Origin of the sequence: Lentzea sp. NPDC006480, assembly GCF_040611995.1 — a bacterium.
In the GTDB taxonomy this organism is placed as follows: Bacteria; Actinomycetota; Actinomycetes; order Mycobacteriales; family Pseudonocardiaceae; genus Lentzea.
Window position 1 is genome coordinate 53202 of sequence record NZ_JBEXPJ010000012.1, and the last position, 24225, is coordinate 77426.

Consider the following 24225-nt stretch of genomic DNA (forward strand, 5'->3'; position numbering starts at 1 on the left):
GACTCACTTACCTCCCAACGACTGGGCGCCGCCCTTGTCCGCGGCCTCCCAGGTGTCCGCGGAGGCGTCCAGGCCGGTGCGGATCGAGTGGATGCCCTCGGTGAGCACCGGAAACGCCTGGCGCGCCTGGTCGGCGAGCGGCAGGTACGACTGCTGGAACTGCTTGCCCGCGTCGTCGCCGCCCCAGCAGCCGTTGTTGGCGTCGAGCACGCCGCGCAGCGCCTCCCACGCGGTCTGCAGCTTGTCGCCCGCCGCCGAGAACTTCGGCGAGGCCGCGCGCAGTGCCGTGGGATCTACCTCGAAGCCGGTCACCACTGGCTCCCGCGACGGTCCATGAAGGACTCCGGCGGCTCGTCCTCGTTGTGCTGCTGCGGTGTCGGCGGCACGATCGGCGGCGGAGCCGGGATGAGGTCCTTGATGGACGGCATGCCCGGGAACAGGTCGGGCAGGTCGGGAATGCCCTCCTGGTACGGGGCGAGCACGGCGTCTGCCTGCTCGCGCGCGTTGAGGGCGGCGCGCTGGATCGTCGCCACGACGCTCTGGCCCAGCTTCTCGGGCGTGCTGCGCTCGAACGCGGCCGGCGCGAAGGTGACCCCGGTGACGATGCCACCGGCGTTGACCGTGACCTCGACCAGGCCGTCCTGGGAGGTCGCCCGCCCGGTCTTGGACATCGCCTCGGCCTGGGCTTGCTTCAGCTGTGCGGTCTGCCGTTCCAGGTTCGCCAGCATCGTGTCCACCTGGCCGCGCAACGCCGCGTTGCGCGCTTCAAGCTCCGGGTTGCTCATCCAGCCCCCTCAGAATGGGTGTGATCTGTCCAACTAGACCACACCGGAAGAGGCCGTTCAGCGCAATTCGGTCAGCTGGCCGCCCAGCTCTGCAGCATCCGGAACGCGATCGACGCACCGCCGGCGAGCCCGAGCCCCGGAACACTCCCCGGCACCTCGATCGCCTGGCGCACATCGGCCCTGGAGACCCACTTGGCCTCGGCGATCTCCCCGTCGGCCAGCCGCAACGGCTCCGCGGGATCCGCCACGGCCTCGAACCCGATCATCAACGACCGCGGGAACGGCCACGGCTGCGACCCGAGGTACCGGATGTCCCGCACGGACACCCCGACCTCCTCGAAGATCTCCCGCGCCACACAGGCTTCCAACGACTCGCCCGCCTCGACGAAGCCGGCCAGCACGGAGAAGCGACCCTCCGGCCACTCCGGACCGCGAGCGACGAGCACCTGGTCCGCGCCGTCGTGCACGAGACAGATCACCGCGGAGTCGGTGCGCGGGTACTCCTCGCGCCCGCACCCCGAACAGACGGAGGTCCACCCGGACTTCTCCAGCACGGTCCGGGCACCGCACTTCGCGCAGTACTTGCCAAGCCGGTGCCACTGGAACAACGCCGCCGCGGTCGTGAACAACCCCGCGGACATGTCGTCCAAAGTGGCCCCGGCCTGCCGCAGGTCCAGCCACTGCGGCTCGTCCGTCAGCTCCGGCGGACCCCAGGCACGGGAGGCGGGGACCTCGTCCCCGTCCTCGGCCGGCATCAGCACCGCGAAGTACGCCACGCCGTCCTGCTCTCCCAGCAGGACGGCGTTCACGGGCGGCTGGTCGCCGAAATCCAGTGCGGGCCGGTCAACCACCCGCGCACCGCGATCCGCGACCAGCGTCCGCCCGCGCGTGTCGACGACGATCATCCGGGCCTTGGGCCAGAGCGCGGCGAGCTTCTCCTCGTCACCGCGCAACGGCTCACACCGGTCGATCGCGAACCGCGACAGCGCGGGCAGACCGACAAGATCGAAGCTCACTGGAACGAGACCCCGCCCAGAGCCGAGAGCTTCGGCTTCAACGTCTCGGCGTCGCCGACCAGCACACCGGTGAAGTTGCCGGGAGCGAAGAACTCCAGCGCCGCCGCGGCGACCTCTTCCGGCGTCACGGCCTGCAGCCGCTGCGGGTGCGCGATCAGCCAGTCGATCCCGAGCCCGAGACCGACGAGGTTCACCACGAACGAGGCCAGCCCGGACTGCGACGACGTGGTGGTCAGCAGCGTGCCGATGGCGTAGCTGCGGGCAACGTCCACTTCGGACTCGGACGGCGGGACCATGCCGAGCCGCGCCAGTTCGTAGCGGGTCTCCAGCAACGCCGCCGCCGTCACGTCCGAGGCCGTGTCCGCGTCGATCAGCAGAGTCGCGCCGTGGATCGTGAACTCGGGGTGCGAACGAGCGCTGTAGGTGTAGCCCTTGTCCTCGCGGATGTTCTCGACCAGCCGCGAGGAGAAGAACCCGCCGTAGACCAGGTTCGCGAGCTGCAGCGCCGGGTAACGCGGGTCCGTGCGCGGAATTGCCTGTGCCGCAAGACGGATCTGCGACTGCACGGCACCGGCGCGGTGCACCAGCAGCACGTCGCCACCGGAGACGGCGGGCAGCGGCGGCAGCTGGACGGCCTCGCCCTCGCCCTGCCACGCGCCGAGCGCCTCACCGATCTGGGCGACGGCCTCGGACGGGTCGACGTCGCCGACCACCACCATGACCGAGCCGCGCGGCAGCAACGCCTTGCGGTGCAACGCCAGCACGTCGTCGCGGGTGACGGCGGCGACCTCGTCGGCCTCCGGCATCTCCTTGGCGTACGGGTGGTCGCCGTACAGCAGCTTCTGCAGGGCCTCGCGCGCGATGACGCTCGGCTGCGAGCGGGCGAGAGCGATGCGCTCGACCAGGCGGGCCTGCTCGCGCTCCAGCTCCTCGGCCGGGTACGACGCGGACGTCAGCACGTCGCGCAGCACGTCCAGCACGGTGCCGAGACCGGTGGCCAGGGCGTTGCCGGTGAAGCTCAGGCGCTCCGGGTCGACCACGGAGTCGAGCTCGCCGCCGACCAGCGCCAGCTCGGTGTCGATCTGCACGCGGGAACGGGTCGCCGTGCCGGTCAGCACGGTGTTCGCGAGCACCTCGGCCTGAGCGGAGTGGTGCGAGCCGACGCTGGAGGTGGCCGGGTCCGCGAACGGAACCCGCAGGCGCACCTCGACCATCGGCACGGTCGCGCGGCGGATCGCGATGACGCGCAGGCCGTTCGGCAGCGTCGTGTCCACAGTGGACAGATCTGCGGCGGCCTTCTGGAAGCCCAGCTCCGGCAACGGACGCGGGCCGACGGCGGTGCGACCGATCTCCTCGGCGGAACGGTGGGTCTTGGCCGCAGAAGTGGACGCGGTCACTGGGCTCCTCCGGTGGGCTTGACGAGAAGAAGGGCGCGAGCGTCCGGACGCAGCGCCTTAGCCGCGGCGGACACCTCGTCCACGGTCACCGAGGCGATCCGCTCAGGCAGTTCGTAGATCAGCTCGGCGCGGCCGAACAGCAGCTCCGCCGAGCCGAGGCCCAGCGTGCGGTTCGTGAGCCGGTCGTGCTCCTTGTGCATGGTCGACGCCCAGCGAGCGGTGACCTTCGCGAGCTCCTCGGCCGACGGCGGCTCCTGCGCGAGCTTCTGCAGCTCCTCGTCGATGGCCGCGACGACCTGCTCGTGGGAGACCTCGGGGGTGTGGATCGCGGTGATGCTGAACGTGTCCGGGTCGCGGGCTTCGAGCGGCCCGAACAGGCCGCAGCCCGCGTTCAGGTCGATCACGATGCCCTCGCGGTGCACCAGCCGCTGCTGCAGGCGCGAGCTGTCGCCGTCGGTCAGCACGCCGGCCAGCACCAGGTACGCGAGGTAGCCGTCGATGTCGGTGACCGGGTCCGGCACGCGGTAGCCGATCGCGATCGCGGGCAGCGGGGCCAGCGCGTCGCCGTGCTCGTGCCGCACCTCGCCCTGCGGGGCCGGCTCGGCGAACGAGGGGCGCTCCGGCTTCGGCCGCGCGGGCACGTCGCCGAAGTGCTTCTCCACCAACGCCTTCGCGATCTCGACGTCGAGGTCGCCCGCGACCGTCAGCACCGCGTTGGCCGGCGAGTAGTACGTGTCGAAGAACTCCGCGCAGTTGTCGACCGTGGCGCTCTCCAGGTCGACGAAGTCGCCGTAGCCGTTGTGCGCGTTGGCGAACGTCTTGAACAGCACCGCGGGCAGCAGGATCCAGGGGAACCCGCCGTACGGGCGGTTCAGCACGTTGAGCCGGATCTCCTCCTTCACCACGTCGATCTGGTTGCGGAGGTTCTCCTCGGTGATCTTCGGCGCGCGCATGCGGTCGGCCTCGAGGAACAGCGCCCGCTCGAGCGCCGCCGAGGGCAGCACCTGGTAGTAGTCGGTGTAGTCCGGGTGCGTCGACCCGTTGAACGTGCCGCCCGACGACTGCACATGTCGGAAGTGCGCCAGCTTCTCCAGGCTCTCGCTGCCCTGGAACATGAGGTGCTCGAAGAGGTGCGCGAAACCGGTGCGCCCCTCCGGCTCGGAGCGGAAGCCGACGTCGTAGTGCACGCTGACGCCGACGACCGGTGCGCTGGCGTCGGGGGCGAGCACCACCCGCAGGCCGTTGGGCAGCGTGAACCTGTGCAGTTCGGGTGAGGCCATGCCCGCCAGCCTACGGGTTCGGCGTCCGGAGCGATCGAAGGTGGCCCGCCTGGGCGAGCACGCCGTCCAGCGCCCCCAGGAACGCGGGGAAGCTGCGCCGGAAGTCGGACGCATTTCCGTACCAATAGAGGTCCTGCTGACCGAACGTGGTGAGCCAGCGCTCGGTCTCGCCGAGCACCACCGCGTACGGCAGCGACCGGGAGAACACGAGCTCGCGGTCGTCCTCCGGCACGTCCTGCGGCGTCACCCCGTGGAGGTACCCGCGCAGACCGCGGACGTGCTCCAGCAGCTCGCTGCCGCGCTTGGTGCGGGCGGGCATCGACCGGGCGCCGAACGCCAGCGCGACCCCACCCACGGCGACCGCGAGGCCGAACAGCGCGTTGCCGATCGTCAGCGCCAGCACGACCGTGGCGACCACACCGAGCACCGCGATGCCGATGCCGACCCACCAGAACAGACTGCGCTCGGCGTCCGGGCGGCGCACGAACCAGCGCTTCTCGACGACGTCCGCGTACAGCTCGTCGCGGACCCGCGCCAGGTCGACCTGACGCCCGCGCAGCTCGGACACCGTCACGGCCTCGACACCCTGCGGCAGAAGAGCTTCGTAGACGGCTTTCTCGTACCCGGACAGCGAGGCGTCGACGGGGTTGCGGCGCACGATCTGCCAGTCGTGGCCCTCGGTCTCGGCGATCCAGAGGTAGTTGCGGACGGCGAGGTCGATCACCGTGGCGGTCACGTCGACGACGTCCACGTGCTCGTCGACGACGGTGCCGACCTGACCGGGCAGCACCCCGTCCGGCGAGGCGAACGCGACCCGGCCGCCCTGGTCGCGGACCAGCACGGACACCGCGCCGACCTCGCTGGAGAGCGCCGCGACGTCCCGGCCGCGCAGGTACCAGAGCAGCGCGACACCGCCGAGCAGCAACACCAGCAGCCCGCCGAGCGCGATCCCGCTCACCGGGGTCAGCGCGAACGCGGCGGCCAGTCCGGACTGCTCGACCACGACCGCGTTGGGCGGCACGACACCGGCGGACAGTCCGATCGCGACATCCACGCGTTCGCCGGCGCCGAGCTTGATCTCCTGCGCCCGCACGCCCTTGCCGTCCGCGAGATCCGCGCTCGTGCACGGCTGCGACGACCCGACCGGGCCCGCGAGGCAGTTGACCGAAGTCGGCGAGTCCGGTGCGGAGAACGTGACCGCGACCTTGTCCAGCTCGGTGTCCCAGCCGCCCGCGACCTGCCAGCGGACCTCCAGCGCGTCACCGACCGGGGCGACCGCGCCGACGACCGTGTAGGTCAGCGTCGCCTGGCCGCCCTCGAACGTGGTGGTGAACTGGTCACTGCTGACCGACGCACTGCCCTTGCCCTCGACGCGGGCGTCGGTGACCTGGTACTGGCGCTCCAGGTCGTTGCCCACCGCGAGTCGCAAGGGGACGGTCCGCTTGACCGTCTTGCCGTCCGGCACGTGGACGGTCTCGGTGATGGTCAGCCTGGAGTCGCGCTCCAGCTTCATCCGCACCTCGGTGCTGACCGTCCCGGGAAGCGGCTGCGCGAGCGCGCCGACGGCCGGGATTCCGGTCAGCAATCCGGACATCGCTGCGGCGGCGAAGATCGTCACTCCCCAGTTCTTCAACACGGCTGCGGACAATAGCGGAGTCCTCATATGCTCCGGCGGACTTTCGAACAGACGCCATCTGGGGGATTTTCGGCGATGACGCAACCACCGCCACCGGGCAACTGGCCGCCGCCACGCCCGGTAGGCCCACCACCCGTGCCCGCGGCACGGCCGTACGGCCCGCCGATCCCTCCCCGCCCTGTTCAAGGCCCGCCGCCCGGCGCCCGCCCGCAAGGCCCGCCGCCGCAAGGCCCGCCGCCGTACGGCCCTCCGCCCGCCGGCCCGCCGCGGCCTCCGATGGGCCCACCGCCCTACGGCCCGCCTCCCGGCCGCGCTCCCCTGCCACCGCCGCGTCCCGTGATGCCGCCGCCGCGGCCGACCTGGGGCCACCAGCCGCAGCCGGGCTTCGCGCCGTACCCGATGATGCCGCCGCGCCGGAAGAGCAGCAGCGGCCCGGTCCTGGCGCTGGTGCTCGGCGGCGTGGTGATCCTCGGCCTCGGCGCGGTCGGCGTGTTCGCGGCCAGCTTCAACCACAAGGTGAAGGACACGGGCTACTCGAACTACACGACCTACAGCCCGACCTTCAACTACACAACCACCACCGAGGCCACGACCACCACGACGACGACGGCGTCCACCCGCACCTCGTCGACGCGGACGTCGTCCTCCACGCCGACGACCCCGCCGGGCCCGAAGGCGGTCTACAAGCTCGCCGACCACCCGATCTTCAGCACCGGCGTCGGCGCGAACGACTTCGCCGCGTGCCCGTTGCCGCCGATGCGCTACGACCCGGCCGGCGAGGAGACGTTCCTGTCCGCCGCGCTGCCGTGCATCGAGAAGGCCTGGCAGCCCGCGATGAAGGCCGCCAACCTTCCTTATCAACCAGTTGAGCTGCACCTCGTCACCGAAACCATGCAGTATCCGTGCGGCACCGTCCGCACCGACGCCACCGCGCGCTACTGCCAAGGCGGTATCTACTGGCCCGCGGGCTTCTACGCGAACGAGCAGGGCGGCACCCGGCACCCCGGCGTCTACCTCGGCCAGCTCAGCCACGAGTACGGCCACCACGTCCAGTGGCTGGCGGGCTTCCTGAAGGCCGCGAGCCAGGCCCAGTACGACGCCGGCGGCTTCGACACGGCCAAGGGCCTGGAGCTCAACCGCCGCAAGGAACTGCAGGCCACCTGCTTCGGCGGCATGACGCTCGCTCCGTTCTCGCACAAGGGCGTCATCCCGATGGACGTCGTGAACACCGGTCTGCAGGACGCGGGCACCCGCGGTGACTACGACCGCACGCCGGCAGATCACGGCAGCGCGCCCAACAACGACCGTTGGGTGATGCACGGCCACAAGCAGAACGACATCAAGGCATGCAACACCTGGGCCGCCAGCTCAGCCGACGTCGCATGAACCGATCCCCCGCCCCGCGCGTCTCAAGAACGTGGACGGGACGCGTTAGCCCGGTCGGGGGACGCGCGATCTCGCTCCGCATATGCTCGTACCCGACCCTGGCTCACCAATGGGGGGACCTCAGGCGATGACGCAACCTCCGCCACCGGGCAACTGGCCACCGCCACGCCCGGTCGGCCCACCGCCGATGCCCGCACCACTGGGGCAGCGTCCGCCACCAGGCCCACCACCACCGCAGTACGGAATGCCCCCACAGGGCCCTCCGCCGCCGCACTACGGCCAGTACGGCCCGCCGCCCCCACCGGGCCCGGTCATGCCACCGCCGCAGCCCTCCTGGGGCGCGCCTCCCGGTGGTTACGCGCCGTACCCGGTCATGCCGCCATCCCGCCGCAAGAGCAACGGCCCGATCATCGCCCTGATCATCGGCGGCGTCGTGGTCCTCGGCCTGGGCGCCGTCGGCGTCTTCGCGGCCACCCTGAACAGCAACGTCAAGGACGCGGGCTACTCGAACTACACGACCTACAGCCCCACCTACGCCGGCACGACGACGACCGAGGCCACGACGACGACCACGACGAGCCCGTCGTCCCGCCCGTCGGGTTCCCGCACGCCCTCCAGCGAAGCGACCCCGGTGGGCCCGAAGGCCGTCTACACCCTGGCCGACCACCCGTTCCTGAAGCCGAACTTCGGCGCGAACAACATCAGCGGCTGCCCGCTCCCGGCCATGGACTACTCCCCGGCGGGCCAGGACCGCTTCCTGCGCGCCGCCCTCCCGTGCATCGAGAGCATGTGGAAGCCCGCCCTGGCCGCGGCCAACCTGCCTTACCAACCAGTTGAGCTGCACATCGTCACCGAGCAGATGCAGTACCCGTGCGGCACCGTCCGCCCGGACTCCACCGCGCGCTACTGCCAGGGCGGCATCTACTGGACCGCCAACGCCTACGCCGCGGAACGCAACCCGAACAACCCGAACCATCCCGGCAAGTACCTGGGCCAGCTCGCCCACGAGTACGGCCACCACATCCAATGGCTCACCGGCATGCTCAAAGCCTCGGACCGCGCGCAGTACGACGCCGGTGGGTGGGATACTCCGAAGGGACTCGACCTGAACCGCCGGATGGAGCTGCAAGCCACCTGCTTCGGCGGTATGAGCCTGGCCCCTCTGTCCCACGGCGCGATACCCATCGACGTGATCCGAGTGGGCCTGACCGACGCGGGCAACCGAGGCGACTACGACATCTACCCGACGAAGGACCACGGCACTCCGGAGAACAACGCGGCATGGGTGGACCGCGGCTACCGCTCGAACAAGGCCTCCGAGTGCAACACCTGGGCAGCGGACGCGGGCTCAGTCTCCTAGACCCGAAAGGGACAAATCGTGACCCAACCAGCCAAGAACAACCCGGTCGTGCTCGGGGCCGTGTTCGTGCTGGTGGTCGCCTTCGTCCTCGGAATCGGTCAACTGAGCCGCCCCAGACTGGTACCGGGCCACGCCCTCGCGGGCTCCCGCCCAGCCCCCTCGCCTTCGACGGAGCCGTCGACCCCGGTCCGCCCGCGAGCCGTCTACCGCCTGGCAGACCACCCGTTCCTCATCACCGCGGCCTCCCTGTCCCCAGTGACCTGCCAACTCCCGGTCTTCGGTATCTCCGACAAACAACTCGCCGCCTACTACACAGCAGGCGTCGAATGCCTGGACGCCGCCTGGGGCCCCTTGCTGACCGCCGCGAACATGCCCTTCGAAAGGCCCTCCCTCGACGCGTCCCCGACGCTGAAGGACGGCCCCTGCGGCGCGGCCCCGGAATCCGACCACGCGGTCGCCTACTACTGCGGCCGCAACCGCACCATCTACATGCCGACCTCGCGCCTGCGCGACAACGGCGGCGGCGACGCCCCGGCGACCCACCTGGCCACCCTCAGCCACGAGTACGGCCACCACGTCCAGGCCTTGACCGGCCTCCTCCGCGCCGCCGACCTCAAAATCACCGACGCGGGCGAGAAAACCCCAGCGGGCCTGGAAATGTCGCGCCGAATCGAACTCCAGGCCAACTGCTTCGCAGGCATGTTCCTGACCAGCACCTCCGGCCGGGGCTCGGTCACCACCAGCCTCGCCCGCCAGGCCGAGGAAGACTTCCAGTACGCCGTGGAAGAAAAGCCCGAGAACAACGCCCACGGCTCAGCCAACAACCAGGCGACCTGGGCAAGCACGGGCTTCAAGTCCAACACCACCACGGCCTGCAACACCTTCGCGGCCCCGGCGGCCCAAGTCGCCTGACCGCGGTTGGCGGTAGTTACAGGCGTTTTGATCATGTGTTGGTAGTACTTGCAGACGCCGAATCGCCCGCCAACGAAACCAGCGGACGACCTACGAAACCGACGCGTCCGCCGAAGGCGGCTCCCCCAAAGGCCCCAAAACCACCCCGGGCAAGAAAACCCGAAAAACCGCCCCACCCGCAGACGGCTCACAAATCAAATCCCCGCCGTGAGCCCGCACCACCCCCCGGGCAATGGCAAGCCCCAGCCCAGACCCACCGGACCGCCGATCCCGAGCGTCATCCAACCGGACCAACCGATCGAAAATCCGCTCCCTCTCCGCCTCCGGCACCCCAGGCCCGTTGTCAGAAACAACGAACCCGAACGAATCCACCGAAATCCGCACCACCCCCTGCGGACCAGAAGCCTGCCGAGCGTTGTCCACCAGGTTGACCAAAACCTGAGCCAGCCTCTGCCCATCCCCCACCACAACCGCCGAAACCCCATCAGCGGCAATGTCGAAATCAGGCGCCACAAACCGAGTCCGAGCCACCTCGGCCAGCGCCAGCCCCATCAGATCCACGGTCTCCCGCTGCATCTCATACCCAGCGTCAAGCTGGGCCAGCGCAAGCAGGTCATCCACCAACCGCCCAGCCCGGCGAGCCTCCCGAACCAGCAAGAACGACATCTGATCCCGATCAGGCGAGTCAACAGGCGCAGCCACCAACGCCTCAGCCACCGCCTGCACCCCGGTGATCGGCGTTCTCAACTCATGAGCAGCATCAGCGACAAACCGCCGAGTCCGCTGCTCGGACCCCTCCAACGAATCCAGCATCCCGTCGAACGCCGCCGCAGTCCGCCCCAACTCCGTATCCGTACGAGACGGATTCAACCGCCCGCCACGATGCCCAGCCGCAATGGCCTGAGCCAACGAAGTCATGGCGTCCAAGGGAGCCAACGCCCGCCGAACCACCCAGATCATCAACACCCCGGTAACCGCGATGGCCCCGAGCCCCAGCAGGATCAGCAGCTTCCGCAACCGGCCCTGAGCCTGCGAAATGGCCTCGGTATCGGCGTAGAACGTGAACCGTGTCCCGCGAATGACCTGGACCTTCCGAGTGAACGGCCCCTCGTCGGGCGCCTCCCCGAACCGGTTCCCGTTCGGCAGCTCAGCCGTGACGTGCAGGTTCTTCTTGGTCAGCTGCCGAACCACGTCCCGAGGCTGCGCCCCCCGGTTCAGCGCCGCGGTCGCCCGGTTGGCAGCGTCGATCAACACCACGTCGACGTCCCGGTTGGACTGCCCCGCGAACGTCCGGTCCACCGAGATCACCAACGCCACCAGCACCAGGAACAGCACCAGCAGCACCGAAACGGCGACCCTCCGCCGCAACGACACCGTGCGCAGGCTCATTCGTCAGCCCGCAACACGTACCCCAGGCCGCGCACGGTGTGCACCAGACGGCCCCCGTGCTCCTCCAACTTCCGCCGGACCGCGGAAATGTGCACCTCGACCAGGTTGGGGTCGTAGTCCTCATACCCCCACACCGCGGTCAGGATCTGCGTCTTGGACACCACCCGCCCGCGCTGAGCTGCCAGGTACACCAGCAGCCGCAGTTCGGTGGCGGTCAGCTCGATGGCCTGGTCAGCCCGCATCACGACACCGGCGTCGGCGTCCACGACCAGGTCCCCGACCTGCACGGTGGACGGCGTCCGGCCGAGCCGGCGCAACACCGCCGAGACCCGCGCCACCAGCTCGGCCAGCACGAACGGCTTGCCGACGTAGTCATCGGCCCCGCCCGAGAGCCCGCGCAGCCGATCAGGAACGCCGTCGCGCGCGGTCAGCATCACCACGCCCGCCCCGGACGACCGCCGGATCACCTCCAGCAGCGCGAACCCGTCCCGGCCCGGCAGCATCACGTCCAGCACCACCAGGTCAGGCCGGAAACGCCCCAGGTCGGCCTCCAGCTGCCGCCCGTCCAGCCGGTGCTGCACCTCATAGCCGGACTCGCGCAACGCGGACGACACCGCGGCGCCGATCGCCTCGGCGTCCTCGATCACCAACACCCTGGCGGACACCTCACCATTCTGCTGATCATCCGGACTTCGGGCGACTCGCCTTCAGCTCGCGCTCAGCATGCGCGCGGATCCTCAACCCCATGTCGAAGAAATCTGCGTGGGCCGGCGCCATCGTCGCGGCCGTCGGACTCACCGTCGGCGGCATCGCGGTCGCAACGGCGGCCGACAACTCCGACGGTCCGCCCGCGGCGTTCGCGGAGCGCCACCCCGGTAAGCCCGGCAAGCCCGGCAAGGCGAACCTGAAGGACAGCACGCTCGTCGTCGGACGGGTGAAGTCGGTCGAGTCCGGCAAGCTCAACATCACCAAGGACGACGGCAGCGAGGTGTCGTTGACCACTGACGGCTCCACCAAGCTGCGCGGCGGCGACCTCAACGGTCTCAAGGCCGACCAGCGCGTGACCGTGCGCGTGAAGGACGGCAAGGCGCTGAACGTGGCCCTGGCCAAGGCGCAGGAGCGGGGCACGATCAAGGACGTCAACGGCAACAACGCCACGTTGGTGCAGGTCGACGGCCTGCAGACGCCGCTGGACCTGTCCGCGGTCAACGAGAAGCCGAAGAACGGCGACCTCGTCGCGCTGACCGGAACCGTGTCCGACGGCAAGACCATCAAGGTCGAGCAGCTGCGCCAGCTGCCCAAGTAAACCTGGCCTCCACGCGGACCGCCGCGTCTGCGAACATCGCAGTGTGGCGGTTCCGCGAAGCCCGGACAGATGGGTGTTCATCCTGCTGGTCGTCGGACTGGTCGGGATCGGGGTCGCGATCGCTCTTCTGGCGCCTGCCAAGGTGCTCGGCGCCGAGGAACCCCCCAGACCCGTGGCCGCCACCGTCGTCGAGACCGGTTCGTGCGGCCAGGGCACGGACACCGTCGAGTGGGACGCGGGCGGCGAGAAGAAGCAGGCCAAGCTCGACGGCTGCGGCCATCGCAAGGGTGAGACCGTCGAGGTCGTCCCCACCGGCAACGACATGGTCCAGTCCGCCGCCTCGCTGCCGGCCGGACTGCCGGTCGGGCGCCGCCTCACCGCGCTGCTGCTGTGCATGGCCGCGCTGGCGGGCGGTTTCTACGCGTTCCTCTTCCGCTACGCGCCTCTGCGCGCGCCCGCGGTCATGCCCGCTCCCAAGCAGGAACCGGTTTCTTAGCTCCGTTCGGCTGATTCCGCCCCACCTGGCTCCCCAATACCGTGGTCTGTCGTCGCATCTTTCAGCCTGGGGGCTCGGTGAAGCGCGCAAGAAATCGAATCACGACCACTTTTTTCGCGGTAGCGCTCGTCTTGGCAGGCGTCGTTCAGCCTGCCAGTGGCGCTCCGCCGATCGACCTCGGTGTCCAGCTGCTCAACTGGAACAGCACCAAATGCGCATTGGCCCGGGGCACGGCCGACCAGACAGGCATCGTCCAGTTCCAGTGCCTGGACTACAAAGACCAGAGGTGGCTGTTCGACGACAGGGGCGCGGGGAAGTTCCAAATTCGCAACGCGAACAGCCGCAAGTGCCTGCTCGTCCGAGGTTCCGACAACGAGGCACCCGTCGTCCAGTTCCAATGCCTGGACTACGCCGACCAGTACTGGGAGTTGATCCCCTACACGGACCCCGCCGTCTACTTCTGGGTGCGGAACGTCAACAGCGGCAAGTGCCTGCTCGTTCGCGGGAACAACGACAACACCCAGCTGGTGCAGTACACCTGCCTCCGCTACCCGGACCAGGCGTGGACCCAGTGGGACCCGTCCTGGGGCCGGTGACGAGCCGGATGCCCCGCCTCGGCCCAGCCGAGGCGGGCACGCCCGTCACTCCCCGCCGGGCGGAGTCACCTTCTTGACGTAGAGCAGCCGGTCGCCCGGCTCGATCGCGTCGGCCTCCGGAGCGTCGACCCGGTACAGCGTCCCGCCCCGCACCACACCCAGCACGATGTCGGACAGGTGCCGCGGCGACCCGCCGATCTCGCTCGACTCCACGTCGCGCTCGGCGATCGCGAGCCCGGCGTCGGGCGTGAGCAGGTCCTCCACCATCGCGACCACGGACGGCGTGGCCGTGGCCATGCCGAGCAACCGGCCGGCCGTCTCGGACGACACGACCACCGAGTCCGCCCCGGACTGCCTGAGCAGGTGCTCGTTCTCGCGCTCCCGCACCGACGCCACGATCTGCGCCTTCGGGGCGAGCTCGCGGGCGGTCAACGTCACCAGCACCGCCGTGTCGTCCCGGTTCGGGGCGACGACGATCGCGCGCGCACGGGCCGCACCGGCGACGCGGAGCACGTCGTTGCGCGTACCGGACCCATGCACGGTCACGAGTCCGATGGCGGACGCGGCGTCGAGCGACTCCTGCACGGTGTCCACGACGACGATCGAGCCCGGCTCGACGCCGTCGCCGAGCAGTGCCTGCACCGCCGAGCGCCCCTTCGTGCCATAACCGACGACCACCACGTGGTCCCGCACGACCCGCCTCCACTTCTGAATGCGCAACGCCTGACGGGAGCGCTCGGTGAGAACTTCGAGTGTCGTGCCGACCAGCACGATCAGGAACAGGACGCGCAACGGCGTGATGACCAGGACGTTGATCAGCCGCGCCGACGACGACGCGGGCGTGATGTCGCCGTAGCCGGTCGTCGAGAGTGACACCGTCGCGTAGTAGAAGGAGTCGAGCAGCGAGACGCCGTCCTCGTTGACGTCGCGGTAGCCGTCCCGGTCCAGGTAGACGATCAGGACCGCGAGCAGCAGCGCAGCCATCGCACCGATGACGCGTTTGAGGATGGCGCGGCCAGGGCTCTGCGCCTGGTCCGGCATCCTGATCACGCCGACGAGCGAGTGCGACGCTTCGTCAGACAGGCCCATCAAGCCAACCTCTCGGGGAGCATCCGCCACAGGTGAGCCGCCGCTTCCGCACCTTTGAGGAGCAGTGGCACTACAACGCGTTCGTTGGGCGCGTGGACGCGATCATCCGGCAAGGTCGCTCCGAGGTAGACGAGGGGCACCCCGAGCCACGCCTGCAGCACCGCCGCCGGTCCTGATCCACCCGCCCTCGCGAACCGCACCGGCTGGTCGAACGCCAGCTCCATCGCCTCTTTCACGGTCGCGTTGGCCGGGTCGTCCGGGCTGATCGCGTACGGCGGCACGCCCTCACCGCGGAAGTCGACCTCCGCCCGGATCCCCGCCGGCGTGTGCTTCGCGACGAACTCGCGCAGCTGGCCCGCGACCTTCTCCGGCAACTGGTCTGGCACGAGCCGGAAGCTGATCTTCGCCGTCGCGCTCGCCGGGATGATCGTCTTCAGGCCAGGCCCGGTGTACCCGCTGCTCAGCCCGTTGACCTCGGCGGTCGGCCGCACCCAGATCCGTTCCAGCGTCGTGTAGCCGGGTTCGCCGGCCATCGCCTGCGCGCCACCGCCGTTGTGCGCCAACCACTTCTGCTCGTCGAACGGCAGCTCGGCGTAGTCGGCTCGCTCCTGTGTGGACGGTTCGCGCACGTCCTCGTAGAAGCCCGGCAGCGCGATCCGGCCGTCGTCGGAGTGCAGCGCGGCGATCAGTTTCGCCAGCGCCGTCGCGGGATTCGGGATCGCGCCACCGGCCCGGCCAGAATGAACGTCTTCGGTGCCGCCGAAGAACGTGATCTCGCCGCCGAGAACTCCGCGCTGCCCGGTGTTGACCGTCGGCGCGTCCCGTTCGTGCAACGCGGTGTCGGTGAACACCACAAGATCACAAACAAGAGCCTCGGCGTGATCCTCCAGCAGCTTTCGCAGATGCGGAGATCCCGATTCCTCCTCACCTTCGACGAAGAGTTTCAGCGTGACGCTGGGCGCATTCTGTCCAGTTGCTGCCAGATGTGCTTTCACGGCCAGCAGGTGCATCGCGACCTGCCCCTTGTCGTCGCTCGCCCCACGTCCGAACAACTCGTCGCCGCTGGTCACGGGCTCGAACGGCGGGTGGCGCCAGCGTTCGACCGGGTCGACGGGCTGCACGTCGTGGTGTCCGTAGACGAGCACGGTCGGAGCACCGGGATCTGCGGCCGGCCAGCAGGCGTACACGGCGGGAAGCGCTGGTCCGCGGTCCCATATCTCGATCTCCGGCCAGCCGTCCGCGCGGAGCTGATCGGCCAGCCACTCGGCGGATCTCTGCACGTCAACGCGATGGTCAGGATCGACGCCGATCGACGGGATCTTGATCCACTCGCGGAGTCCGGCGACGAAGGAATCGCTCAGCGCAGCGACCGCAGCGCGTTCTGCCGCACGTTCCGGGGCGCGTTCTGGGGCGCGTTCGGGATGATGAGAATCACCTGCCACGCCCGTGGAGAATAGGCCAGCCCCGTCTCGCCTACGCGGCGTAGGCATGACAGGGTGACCGCATGGAACCGAACCGTTCCCGAGCGCGGTCGGCGATGGCGCTCGCCGCACTGCTCGGCTTGGCCGGGGTAACCCACTTCACCAGGCCGAAGAACTACGACGCGATCGTCCCGCGTTCCCTGCCGGGCACCCCGCGGCAGTGGACCTACGTGTCGGGTGTCGCCGAGTTGGCCCTGGCCACGGCCGTCGCGGTCCCTCGCACGCGGAAGCTGGGCGGTGTGCTGGCCGCCGCGTTCTTCGTCGCGGTGTTCCCGGCAAACGTGAAAATGGCTCTGGATTTCCGCACCAAGTCGCCCAAAGCGCGCGCACTGGCGTATGGTCGCCTGCCACTGCAGATCCCACTCGTCGCTTGGGCCTGGAAAGTGGCGAAAGCAGCCCCATGACCACCCTGGGTAATCCTTAACCAAGTATCCCGCAAACGCTGTCATTTTTCGCGCGAGGAACCCTAGGATGCGCCCTGTGCAAACGCTTCTTCAGCGCGCCGCGCACGCGCTCGCCTGGGACGGAGTCGTCGTACCCGACGTCGCCGTGCTCGGCCAGCAGGTGTCCGCGGTGGTGCGTTTGCTGCCCGACGTGCACGAGTGGAGAACCCAGAACGGCTGGCCGCCCCGCGCCGACCCGTCGTGGTTCCGCTCCTGGTTCGAACCCGCCGCCCACGACCGCCTGCCCGTCGCGGCCGTCGAGCTCGTCGGTGTGCTGGTCAGCGAGTCCACCACGGACCGCGCCCTGCAGTCGTGCGGCACCCTGCTGACGCTCGCCCCGTGCGCGGTGATGCTGCCGCGGTCGGACGAGTCGCAGGCCTGGTCGTACATCGAGCTCGACTACTACGGCATCGGCGTCGTGGTCGCGGACGACTCCACGGCGGACCTGATGGTGCCGCCGGAGGACCGCTCGCCGGAGTTCGGGCCGTCGCTCTTCGGACGGTGGCTGCTCGAGGTGCTGTACGAACGGGTCCTCAAGGAGTCGCACGCGCCGGCGAGCACCTGAGCCGCTGCTGCCCCCGCGCGCTTCCTTGTCACGCAACGATTGAAACGCACTTTCGGTTCCTGACTGTCCACAGCTTACCGCGCCCGGCATCACCGCAGGTCAGCGCGCCGCAACCTGTGGACAACTCGCGATCATGAGCATGCGGTCCTGACGATCACGAGCTCACAGTCCTGATCAGATCCCTAGCCCACAGTCCTGATCAGATCCTTCAGGCCCTGCTCGTCGAGGAGATCCGTCGGCCTGAGCGTGTGGTCGTGCCGCACGTAGTGGAACGCGGCCCGGACCCGTTCCAACGGCTCCCCCATCAACGCCGCCCACGCCAGCCGGTAGGCCGCGAGCTGCACCGACAACGCCGGGAGCGCTTCCGCGTCCGGCACCGCGCCGGTCTTCCAGTCCACCACGGTCCAGCCGTCCGGATCTTTGTAGACGGCGTCCATCCGCCCGCGCACCGAAATGCCGTCGAACTCCGCCTCGAACGGCACCTCGACGTCGTGCGGTGTCCGGTCCGCCCAGTCGCTCTGCAGGAACGCCTCCTTCAGGCGGTCGAGATCGGCGTCCGGCGCCGCGTCGGCATCACCGGCGCCGGGCAGCTCGTCGATGTCGAGCAGCCGCGTCGCCCCGAACCGGTTCTCCAGCCACGTGTGGAACGCCGTACCGCGGCGGGCCAGCGGGTTGGGCGGGAACGGCAGCGGGCGCCGCAGCCTGCGGGCCAGCAGGTCCGGGTCCTTCGCCAGTTCGACGAGCTGGCTGACCGACAGGTGGTCGGGCAGCTCGACCTGCTCGCGGCGGTTCATCGACGCCGCGCGTTCGGCCAGCAGCACGTCGACGTCCTTCGCCCAGCCGTCCGGGTCGTCCTCCTCGGGCATCTCCGGGTCGTCCGGCACGACGTCGTCCGGCAGCGGCTCGGGCTCCGGCGGGAAGTCGTCGTCCGGCGGCTCGTCCGGCGGCGGGTAGTCCTCGTCCTCCACCAGCTCGGGCTCCGGCTCGTCGAAGATCAGCGGCAACGGCTCGGGCGGCGCGTTCTTGAGCGCGTCGATCGCGGCCAGCACCATCTCGGCGCCCTCGACCACGCCGTCGCGGCGCTTGCCGAGCGGATCCGCGGGCCACTGCGAGGTCTTCACGTCCTCGGCGAGCGGGTTCGGGGTGTCCGGCTCCGGCTCGTCGGCCCACGTGCTGATGTCGCCGGGCGGGTTGTCCCGTTGCAGGACCTCGTGCATCTCCTGCAGGAACACGGACGGGCCCTTGGGTTTCTCGCCCGCCTCGCCCCACCAGTGCCCCGACATGAACAGCGTGTGCTCGGCGCGCGTGACGCCGACGTAGAAGAGCCGGCGTTCCTCGACGAGCCTGCGGTCCTCGAACTCCTCCGCGTGGATCGCGAGCGCCTCGTCGATCTCCTTGCGGTTGAAGCCCGCACTCAGCCTCAGCTCCGGCAGGTCCTGCGCGTCACCTCGCAGGTCAGCCGGCAGTTCCGTGACCGCCTTCAGCCAGCACGACGACTTCTTGCGGCCGGGGAAGACGTCCTTGACCAGGTGCGGCAGCGCGACGATCCGCCACTCCAGCCCCTTCGCGGAGTGGACGGTCAGGATCTGCACGCGGTCCTCGGACACCTCGACCTCGCCGGGCTCCAGCCCGTCCTCGGCGTGCTCGGCCGCGTACAGGTAGTCCAGCAACGACGGCAGCGTCGCGCTCGGGCTGGCCGCCGCGAAGTCCATCACGACGTCGGAGAACGCGTCGAGATGCGCCCGCCCGACCATGCCCGGCCGCGACATGGCCTCGATGTCCAGCAACAACGTCCGTTCGACGTCCGCCACCAGCTCCGGCAGCGGCTGGTCCAGCCTGCGCCGCAACATCGCCAGCTCGCCGCCGAGCCTGCGAATGCGCCGGTAGCCGTCCGGCGAGTACGCGTCCGGGTCGCCGGGGTCGTCCAGCGCGTCCGCCAGCCCGGCCTGTTCCGCGTGCTCGCCAGGAAGCGCGTCCGCCAGCACCAGCAACGGATCGTCCACGACAGACTGTCTGCTTTGGACTCCAGCCAGGTCGCGCGCCCGGCTCCACAGCGCCGCCAAGTCTCGTGCCGCGAGCCGCCAGCGCGATCCGGTGAGCAGGCGCGCGGCCGCCGTTCCCGCCAGCGGATCCACCAGCACCCGCAGCGCTGACACCAGGTCACGCACCTCGGGCTCGTCCAGCAACCCGCCCAGGCCGACGACCTCGACCGGCAGCCCGCGGTCCCTGAGCGCGGCCGCGATGGCCGACATGTCGGACCTCCTGCGGACGAGCACGGCCGCGGTCGGCGGCACACCTTCCTCGTCGAGGTGCGCGATCCACTGCGCGGCGACGTTGTCCGCCATCCAGTCGAGCTCCTGGCGGATGTCCTCGTGCAGCGCGAGCCGGACGTCGCCAGGTCCGGCCCCCGGTCGTGCCTTGAGCTCCTCGACGTCCAGTCCGGCCTCTCGCAGCGGCAACGACACCGCGTTCGCCAGCTCCAGCACCTCGGGCGGGTTGCGGAAACTGGTCAACAGCCCGAACTTGTTCGTCGGCGGGAAGTCGTCCACGAACCGCGGCAGGTTGGCGGCGCTCGCCCCGCGCCAGCCGTAGATGGCCTGCGCCGGGTCGCCGACCGACGTGACCGGCATCGGCTTGCCCTCGCCGAACAGGCTCCTGAGCAGGACGCGCTGGGCATGCCCGGTGTCCTGGTACTCGTCCAGCAGCACCGCGCCGTACCGCTCGCGCTCGCCCTCCGCGACCTCCTTGAACGCGGCCAGCTGCGCGGCCAGCGACATCTGGTCCGCGAAGTCGAGTGCGGCTTCCTTCCGCTTCCGCTGCTGGTAGGCGTCGAGCAGCGGCAACAGCGCGACGCGCAGCCGTTGCGCGCGGATGACCTCCTGCAGCTTCTCCGGCAGGGCGTCCCGTTGCCTGGGTGCTTTCGGCGCGTTCTCGATCAGCGCGCACAGCCGGTCCGCGTGGCTTTGCAGGGCCTCGGGCGTGACGAGGTGCTCGCCGAGCTCGCCCGCGAGCGACAGCAGGTACCCGGTGATGGTCGCGGGGACCTTGTCGGTGTCGATGTCCTTCGCCCACGTCGACACGACCCGGTGCGCCAGCTGCCACGACGCCGTCTCGGTGAGCAGCCGGACACCGGGTTCGACCGGCAGCCTCAGGCCGTGCTCGGTCACCAACCGGCCCGCGTACGCGTGGTAGGTGAGCACGACGGGTTCGCCGGTGAGGACGGCCATCTTCCGCTCGCCGCTGGGGTCCAGCTCGTCGAGGAGCGTGGAGCCGGCGAGCCTTCTGAGCCGTGCCCGCACGCGGTCCGCGAGCTGGCGTGCGGCTTTGCGCGTGAACGTCAGGCCCAGCACCCGGTCCGGCAGCACGATGCCGTTGGCCACCAGCCAGACGACCCTGGCGGCCATGGTCTCGGTCTTGCCCGCGCCGGCACCGGCCACGACCAGCGCCGGCTGGGTGGGGGCGGCGATGACCTCGGCCTGCTCGGGAGTCGGCTTGTTGAGCCCGAGCGCTTCGGCGATCTCGAAGGGACTGACGGTCATCGGCCGGCCAGCTCAGGGACGACGGAGGAGCCGCGGTCAGCGCGACGCACGGCGAACGACCCGCGGATGGCGCCCTGGCCCCGCGCGACGCGATGCCGGTGGACGAGGCGATGCCGAGCGTCGCGCGGGGCGACAGTCCGGTCGCAGGTCCTCAGCAACGTCACCAATACATCTTCCTACCTGTGCCACGAGCTTCCGCAGCACCCGAGCCCGTGTGTTCGGCGACCGTTCGGACACGAGAAACGTGCAGGTCAACCGCGATCAGCCTACGCGTACCGGGCAGCCTCGCGCCGACCGCCCAGCTGCTCGGGCCTACTCGCTCACCTGCCGGCCGGACGGGTGGACCGGGCACGTGGTCCGGGCAGGGCAGCGGTCGCAGTCCGCGTTCTCCCGCGCCGTGTAGTCCGGGCCGAGCACCGACTCCGCCGCGTCCTGCACAACCTCCAGCCACGCCCGGACACCCTGCTCGTCCAGCGGTGCCTGGGTGCGTTCGACCGCACCTGTCTTCTTGTCCTCCTTGGCCACGTACAGCAGGCGGGCGCCGCCGGGTTCGGTGCCCAGGCCGATGTGGGTGAAGCCGCCCAGCGAGGTGGCCAGCTGGTAGACCGCGAGCTGTGGGTGTTCCTGCGAGGCCTCGCGGGAGACCGGGCTCTTGCCGGTCTTGATGTCGATGACGATCGGGCGGCCGTCCTCGTCGTGTTCCAGGCGGTCGACGCGGCCGCGGACCTGCAGCCACGGGCCGCCGTCGCGTTTCGGGACCTCTACGACCATCTCCTCCTCGACCGCGACCTGGGTGAGCTGGGCGCGGCTCATGGTCAGCCAGGCGAGGAAGGTGTCCAGCATGCGCTCGACGCGCAGGCGTTCGCGGCGGGAGAACCACGGGGCGCCGGCGTCCACGGCTGCCCAGGCCTCGTCGAGTTTCACGCGGAGCTGAGCCGAGTCGGCCCCCGAGGCGGCGGCTTGGGCCAGGGCGTGGACGAGGGTGCCGGTGACCGAGGCCAGTTCGGCCGGGTCCTGGCCGCCGTGGCGTTCGATGACCCAGCGCAGCGGGCACTTCGTGATCACCTCGATGGTCGACGGCGTCACGCTGACCTTCTGCTCCTCCGTCCACAAGGAGTCCAATGTGGACACATCAGCCACGCCGTACCAGGACTCCGGGTGAGCGCCCGGCACACCCGCCTCGGCCAAGCGAGCGAGCTGAGCCGCAGCACGCGAACGACGCTCCGAGGACTCGGCGTCCGAGCACACGACCCGGCGCAGTTCGCCGACCAGCTCGGCCAGCACCAGGCCGCGCTGGGGGCGGTGAAGCTTGCGTTCCTCCTCGGTCGACGACTCGATCTCGTCGAGGAAGCGCGACGGCTGTTCGTCCTCACCGCGAACCGCGCTGATCAGCAGCTTCGAGCGGGCCCGGGACGCGGCGACCAGAAGCAGGCGGCGTTCCTCGGCCAGGATCGGGGCCACGGCCGACACCGACGGTTCGAGGCCCGCCAGGACGTCCACCATGCGTTCGACGCCCAACACGGTGCCGCGCAGCCGCAGGTCGGGCCAGCTGCCCTCCTGAACACCAGGCACGGCAACGACTTCCCACTCACGGCCGGCCGCGGAGTGCGCGGTCAGGACGGACACGGCCTCACCAGTGGGCGCGGAGGCGGCAAGCGTGTCGCCGACGATCCGCTGCGATTCCAGGTAGTCCGCGAAGCCCGCCACTCCCGAGCCCGGCAGGCGGTCGACGTACTTCGCCGCCGCCTCGAACAACGCCACGATCGCGTCGAGATCGCGGTCCGCCTGCATGCCCGGCAAGCCGCGCCGGGCCGACTGCGCCACCCAGCGGTCCTGCAACCCGGTCGCCGTCCAGAGCTCCCACAGCACGACCTCCACCGACTTGCCATCGGCGATCGCCTTGCGCGCCAACGCCAGCAGGTGCGAGATCCGCCGGGCCGGCAGCGACTCCACGTCCTCCAGCGCCGCCAGCCGGTCGGCCGTCTCCACGACCTCGACCAGCAGCTCACCGGACGGGCGGTCGCCACCCGCGGCCATCTCCAGCCGGCGCAGACCACGGCGCAACCGCCGCAACGCCAACGGATCCGCCCCACCGTACGAAGACGACAGCAGCATCGCCGCCGTGTCCTCGTCCAACGACCCGGGCACCGCCGCAGCACGCACCAGAGCCAGCAACGGACGCACAGAAGGCTGCTGCGCCAACGGCAGCTCGTCCGACGCAACGGACACCGGAACACCAGCCGCGAGCAAAGCCCGTTGCAGCACCGGCAAGGACAACGTCGCCGAACGCACCACGACCGCCATCTGCGACCACGGCACCTCGTCGGCCAGGTGCGAGCGCCGCAACTGGTCCGCCACCCAAGTCGCCTCCTGCGCGGACGACGCGAGCAGCCGCACCTGCACCGAACCCTCGCCCTCGGCCGGCAGCACGGACCGCGCGGGAGAGGCACCGGGCAGCCGGGCAGCCAAGCGCGCCACCGCATCCCGGATCTCGGGCATCATCCGGTGGGACCGCGACAGCACCACGGTCTCGCCGTCCACGTCCCGCAGGATCTCCGGCGACGCCCCGCGGAACGTGAAGATCGCCTGGTCCGGATCGCCCGCCAGCACGAACCGGGACGCACCCGACCCCAGCGACCTGATCAGCGAGTACTGCATCGGGTCGAGGTGCTGCGCGTCGTCGACCAGCAGGTACCGCACCCGCCGCCGCTCGGCGAACAGCAGCTCCTCGTCGTTCACAAAGGCGGCGTAAGCCGACGACACCAGCTCGGCGGCGTCGTAGGCGGGCGCGAAAGCCGTCGCCGAGTCCATGCCGGACAGCAGGTTCACCGACTCGTACTGCCGCCCGAACAACCCGGCCGCCACCCACTCGTCGCGCCCGTGCTCCTCGCCCAGCTCGACCAGGTCCTCAGGCCCCAGCCCGCGTTCGGCAGCCCGCAACAGCAGATCCCGCAGCTCGTGCGCGAACCCGGGCAGCTCCAGCGCCGGGCGCAACCGCTCAGGCCAGTTCGACGCACCCAGCTCGACGTCACCGGCCAGCAGCTCGCGCACCATCGCGTCCTGGTCCGGACCGGACAGCAACCGCGGCGGCGGCTCCCCCAGCAACACCGCCTGGTTCCGCAGCACCGCGAACGCGTAGGAGTGGACAGTCCGGACCAAAGGCTCACGCACAGTGGACAGCCGGCCGGTCAGCAACCGCGTGATGTGGGCGCGCAACGCCACGGACGCACGCCGGTTCGCGGTCAGCACCAGCACGTTCTCCGGCGAGGCCCCCTCCTCCAGCACGACGTGCGCGGCCAGCTCGGCGAGCAGCGTCGTCTTGCCCGTACCCGGTCCGCCCAGCACCCGCAGGAAGCCCGGCGAACCGAAAACCCGCTGGGCAGCCGCGTCCCACCGGGGACGCGGGCGCGTCTCCGGCTTCCGGCGGACCAGCTGGGGCGGAAGTGCCACGCCTCGATTTCACCACGCGGCACCGACAAGATCAGCGACGCCCGCCGGACGGGCCGTATGCGGATTTCGTCTACCTTCTTGACAGAGAGAGGTGGTCTA

Annotated in this window: 20 protein-coding genes; 8 read left to right on the plus strand and 12 right to left on the minus strand. The window is 70.1% G+C overall.

Annotation, left to right across the window (positions count from 1 at the left end):
• Positions 1 to 3: 3 nt before the first annotated feature.
• The 6 genes from ABZX92_RS07560 to ABZX92_RS07585 form a co-directional block, all read right to left on the minus strand.
• The gene (locus tag ABZX92_RS07560; RefSeq protein ID WP_196778111.1) at positions 4 to 312 is read right to left on the minus strand and encodes a WXG100 family type VII secretion target; all 309 of its coding nucleotides are present in this window, start codon (positions 310 to 312) and stop codon (positions 4 to 6) included.
• Positions 309 to 785: a YbaB/EbfC family nucleoid-associated protein gene (locus tag ABZX92_RS07565; protein WP_355555103.1), complete on the minus strand. Its 477-nt coding sequence runs from the start codon at positions 783 to 785 to the stop codon at positions 309 to 311. The genes ABZX92_RS07560 and ABZX92_RS07565 overlap by 4 nt, the downstream gene beginning before the upstream one ends.
• A 71-nt stretch (positions 786 to 856) precedes the next feature.
• Positions 857 to 1801 carry an NAD(+) diphosphatase gene (gene nudC / locus ABZX92_RS07570; protein ID WP_355555104.1) on the minus strand — a complete coding sequence of 315 codons (945 nt, stop codon included), beginning with the start codon at positions 1799 to 1801 and terminating at the stop codon, positions 857 to 859.
• Positions 1798 to 3198: a pitrilysin family protein gene (locus tag ABZX92_RS07575; protein ID WP_355555106.1), complete on the minus strand. Its 1401-nt coding sequence runs from the start codon at positions 3196 to 3198 to the stop codon at positions 1798 to 1800. The genes nudC and ABZX92_RS07575 overlap by 4 nt, the downstream gene beginning before the upstream one ends.
• Positions 3195 to 4478 carry a pitrilysin family protein gene (locus ABZX92_RS07580; RefSeq protein WP_355555108.1) on the minus strand — a complete coding sequence of 428 codons (1284 nt, stop codon included), beginning with the start codon at positions 4476 to 4478 and terminating at the stop codon, positions 3195 to 3197. The genes ABZX92_RS07575 and ABZX92_RS07580 overlap by 4 nt, the downstream gene beginning before the upstream one ends.
• A 10-nt stretch (positions 4479 to 4488) precedes the next feature.
• Positions 4489 to 6114 (minus strand): DUF2207 domain-containing protein, encoded by a 1626-nt coding sequence (locus tag ABZX92_RS07585; RefSeq protein WP_355555110.1) that lies wholly within the window; start codon positions 6112 to 6114, stop codon positions 4489 to 4491.
• A gap of 339 nt (positions 6115 to 6453) precedes the next feature.
• Between ABZX92_RS07585 and ABZX92_RS07590 the strand changes: the two genes are divergently transcribed.
• The 3 genes from ABZX92_RS07590 (at position 6454) to ABZX92_RS07600 (ending at position 9772) form a co-directional block, all read left to right on the plus strand.
• Entirely contained in the window at positions 6454 to 7500 is a 1047-nt protein-coding gene (locus tag ABZX92_RS07590) for a neutral zinc metallopeptidase (protein ID WP_355555112.1), read from the plus strand.
• 127 nt (positions 7501 to 7627) lie between these two features.
• Positions 7628 to 8860: a neutral zinc metallopeptidase gene (locus tag ABZX92_RS07595; protein WP_355555114.1), complete on the plus strand. Its 1233-nt coding sequence runs from the start codon at positions 7628 to 7630 to the stop codon at positions 8858 to 8860.
• Positions 8861 to 8878: 18 nt separating this feature from the next.
• Positions 8879 to 9772 (plus strand): neutral zinc metallopeptidase, encoded by an 894-nt coding sequence (locus tag ABZX92_RS07600; protein ID WP_355555116.1) that lies wholly within the window; start codon positions 8879 to 8881, stop codon positions 9770 to 9772.
• 90 nt (positions 9773 to 9862) lie between these two features.
• Here the strand turns inward: ABZX92_RS07600 and ABZX92_RS07605 are convergent, their stop codons facing one another.
• Both ABZX92_RS07605 and ABZX92_RS07610 read right to left on the minus strand, forming a co-directional pair.
• Positions 9863 to 11161 carry a HAMP domain-containing sensor histidine kinase gene (locus ABZX92_RS07605; RefSeq protein ID WP_355555118.1) on the minus strand — a complete coding sequence of 433 codons (1299 nt, stop codon included), beginning with the start codon at positions 11159 to 11161 and terminating at the stop codon, positions 9863 to 9865.
• Positions 11158 to 11826, minus strand: coding sequence for a response regulator transcription factor (locus ABZX92_RS07610; RefSeq protein ID WP_355555120.1), 669 nt, complete (start codon positions 11824 to 11826; stop codon positions 11158 to 11160). The genes ABZX92_RS07605 and ABZX92_RS07610 overlap by 4 nt, the downstream gene beginning before the upstream one ends.
• Before the next feature lie 80 nt (positions 11827 to 11906).
• Between ABZX92_RS07610 and ABZX92_RS07615 the strand changes: the two genes are divergently transcribed.
• The 3 genes from ABZX92_RS07615 (at position 11907) to ABZX92_RS07625 (ending at position 13559) form a co-directional block, all read left to right on the plus strand.
• The gene (locus ABZX92_RS07615; RefSeq protein ID WP_355555122.1) at positions 11907 to 12467 is read left to right on the plus strand and encodes a hypothetical protein; all 561 of its coding nucleotides are present in this window, start codon (positions 11907 to 11909) and stop codon (positions 12465 to 12467) included.
• A 43-nt stretch (positions 12468 to 12510) separates the two neighbouring features.
• Positions 12511 to 12963 carry a hypothetical protein gene (locus ABZX92_RS07620; RefSeq protein ID WP_355555124.1) on the plus strand — a complete coding sequence of 151 codons (453 nt, stop codon included), beginning with the start codon at positions 12511 to 12513 and terminating at the stop codon, positions 12961 to 12963.
• Between the two features lie 131 nt (positions 12964 to 13094).
• Positions 13095 to 13559 carry an RICIN domain-containing protein gene (locus tag ABZX92_RS07625; RefSeq protein WP_355555126.1) on the plus strand — a complete coding sequence of 155 codons (465 nt, stop codon included), beginning with the start codon at positions 13095 to 13097 and terminating at the stop codon, positions 13557 to 13559.
• 45 nt (positions 13560 to 13604) lie between these two features.
• On the opposite strand, the gene ABZX92_RS07630 is transcribed toward ABZX92_RS07625, so the two are convergent.
• Both ABZX92_RS07630 and ABZX92_RS07635 read right to left on the minus strand, forming a co-directional pair.
• A complete protein-coding gene (locus ABZX92_RS07630) occupies positions 13605 to 14648 on the minus strand; it encodes a potassium channel family protein (RefSeq protein ID WP_355555127.1) in 1044 nt (347 codons plus the stop codon).
• On the minus strand, positions 14648 to 16090 hold the full coding sequence (locus ABZX92_RS07635; RefSeq protein ID WP_355555129.1) for a M20/M25/M40 family metallo-hydrolase: 1443 nt from the start codon (positions 16088 to 16090) through the stop codon (positions 14648 to 14650). The genes ABZX92_RS07630 and ABZX92_RS07635 overlap by 1 nt, the downstream gene beginning before the upstream one ends.
• A gap of 62 nt (positions 16091 to 16152) precedes the next feature.
• On the opposite strand from ABZX92_RS07635, the gene ABZX92_RS07640 reads away from it, so the two are divergent.
• Together ABZX92_RS07640 and ABZX92_RS07645 are read left to right on the plus strand one after the other, a co-directional pair.
• Positions 16153 to 16533, plus strand: coding sequence for a hypothetical protein (locus tag ABZX92_RS07640; RefSeq protein WP_355555131.1), 381 nt, complete (start codon positions 16153 to 16155; stop codon positions 16531 to 16533).
• A gap of 76 nt (positions 16534 to 16609) precedes the next feature.
• Positions 16610 to 17137 (plus strand): hypothetical protein, encoded by a 528-nt coding sequence (locus tag ABZX92_RS07645; protein ID WP_355555133.1) that lies wholly within the window; start codon positions 16610 to 16612, stop codon positions 17135 to 17137.
• A gap of 182 nt (positions 17138 to 17319) precedes the next feature.
• Here ABZX92_RS07645 and ABZX92_RS07650 read toward each other — a convergent pair whose 3' ends face one another.
• Together ABZX92_RS07650 and ABZX92_RS07655 are read right to left on the minus strand one after the other, a co-directional pair.
• A complete protein-coding gene (locus ABZX92_RS07650; RefSeq protein WP_355555134.1) occupies positions 17320 to 20676 on the minus strand; it encodes an ATP-dependent DNA helicase in 3357 nt (1118 codons plus the stop codon).
• Positions 20677 to 20988: 312 nt separating this feature from the next.
• Positions 20989 to 24126 carry an ATP-dependent DNA helicase gene (locus tag ABZX92_RS07655; protein WP_355555136.1) on the minus strand — a complete coding sequence of 1046 codons (3138 nt, stop codon included), beginning with the start codon at positions 24124 to 24126 and terminating at the stop codon, positions 20989 to 20991.
• Positions 24127 to 24225: the final 99 nt, after the last annotated feature.

Bases quoted from the DNA above. Each gene is read 5' to 3' on its own strand.
- ABZX92_RS07580 (WP_355555108.1), bottom strand. From the start codon at position 4,478: ATGGCCTCACCCGAACTGCACAGGTTCACGCTGCCCAACGGCCTGCGG.
- ABZX92_RS07595 (WP_355555114.1), top strand. From the start codon at position 7,628: ATGACGCAACCTCCGCCACCGGGCAACTGGCCACCGCCACGCCCGGTC.
- ABZX92_RS07630 (WP_355555127.1), bottom strand. From the start codon at position 14,648: ATGGGCCTGTCTGACGAAGCGTCGCACTCGCTCGTCGGCGTGATCAGG.
- ABZX92_RS07605 (WP_355555118.1), bottom strand. From the start codon at position 11,161: ATGAGCCTGCGCACGGTGTCGTTGCGGCGGAGGGTCGCCGTTTCGGTG.
- ABZX92_RS07615 (WP_355555122.1), top strand. From the start codon at position 11,907: ATGTCGAAGAAATCTGCGTGGGCCGGCGCCATCGTCGCGGCCGTCGGA.
- ABZX92_RS07590 (WP_355555112.1), top strand. From the start codon at position 6,454: ATGCCGCCGCCGCGGCCGACCTGGGGCCACCAGCCGCAGCCGGGCTTC.
- ABZX92_RS07650 (WP_355555134.1), bottom strand. From the start codon at position 20,676: ATGACCGTCAGTCCCTTCGAGATCGCCGAAGCGCTCGGGCTCAACAAG.
- ABZX92_RS07565 (WP_355555103.1), bottom strand. From the start codon at position 785: ATGAGCAACCCGGAGCTTGAAGCGCGCAACGCGGCGTTGCGCGGCCAG.
- ABZX92_RS07640 (WP_355555131.1), top strand. From the start codon at position 16,153: ATGGAACCGAACCGTTCCCGAGCGCGGTCGGCGATGGCGCTCGCCGCA.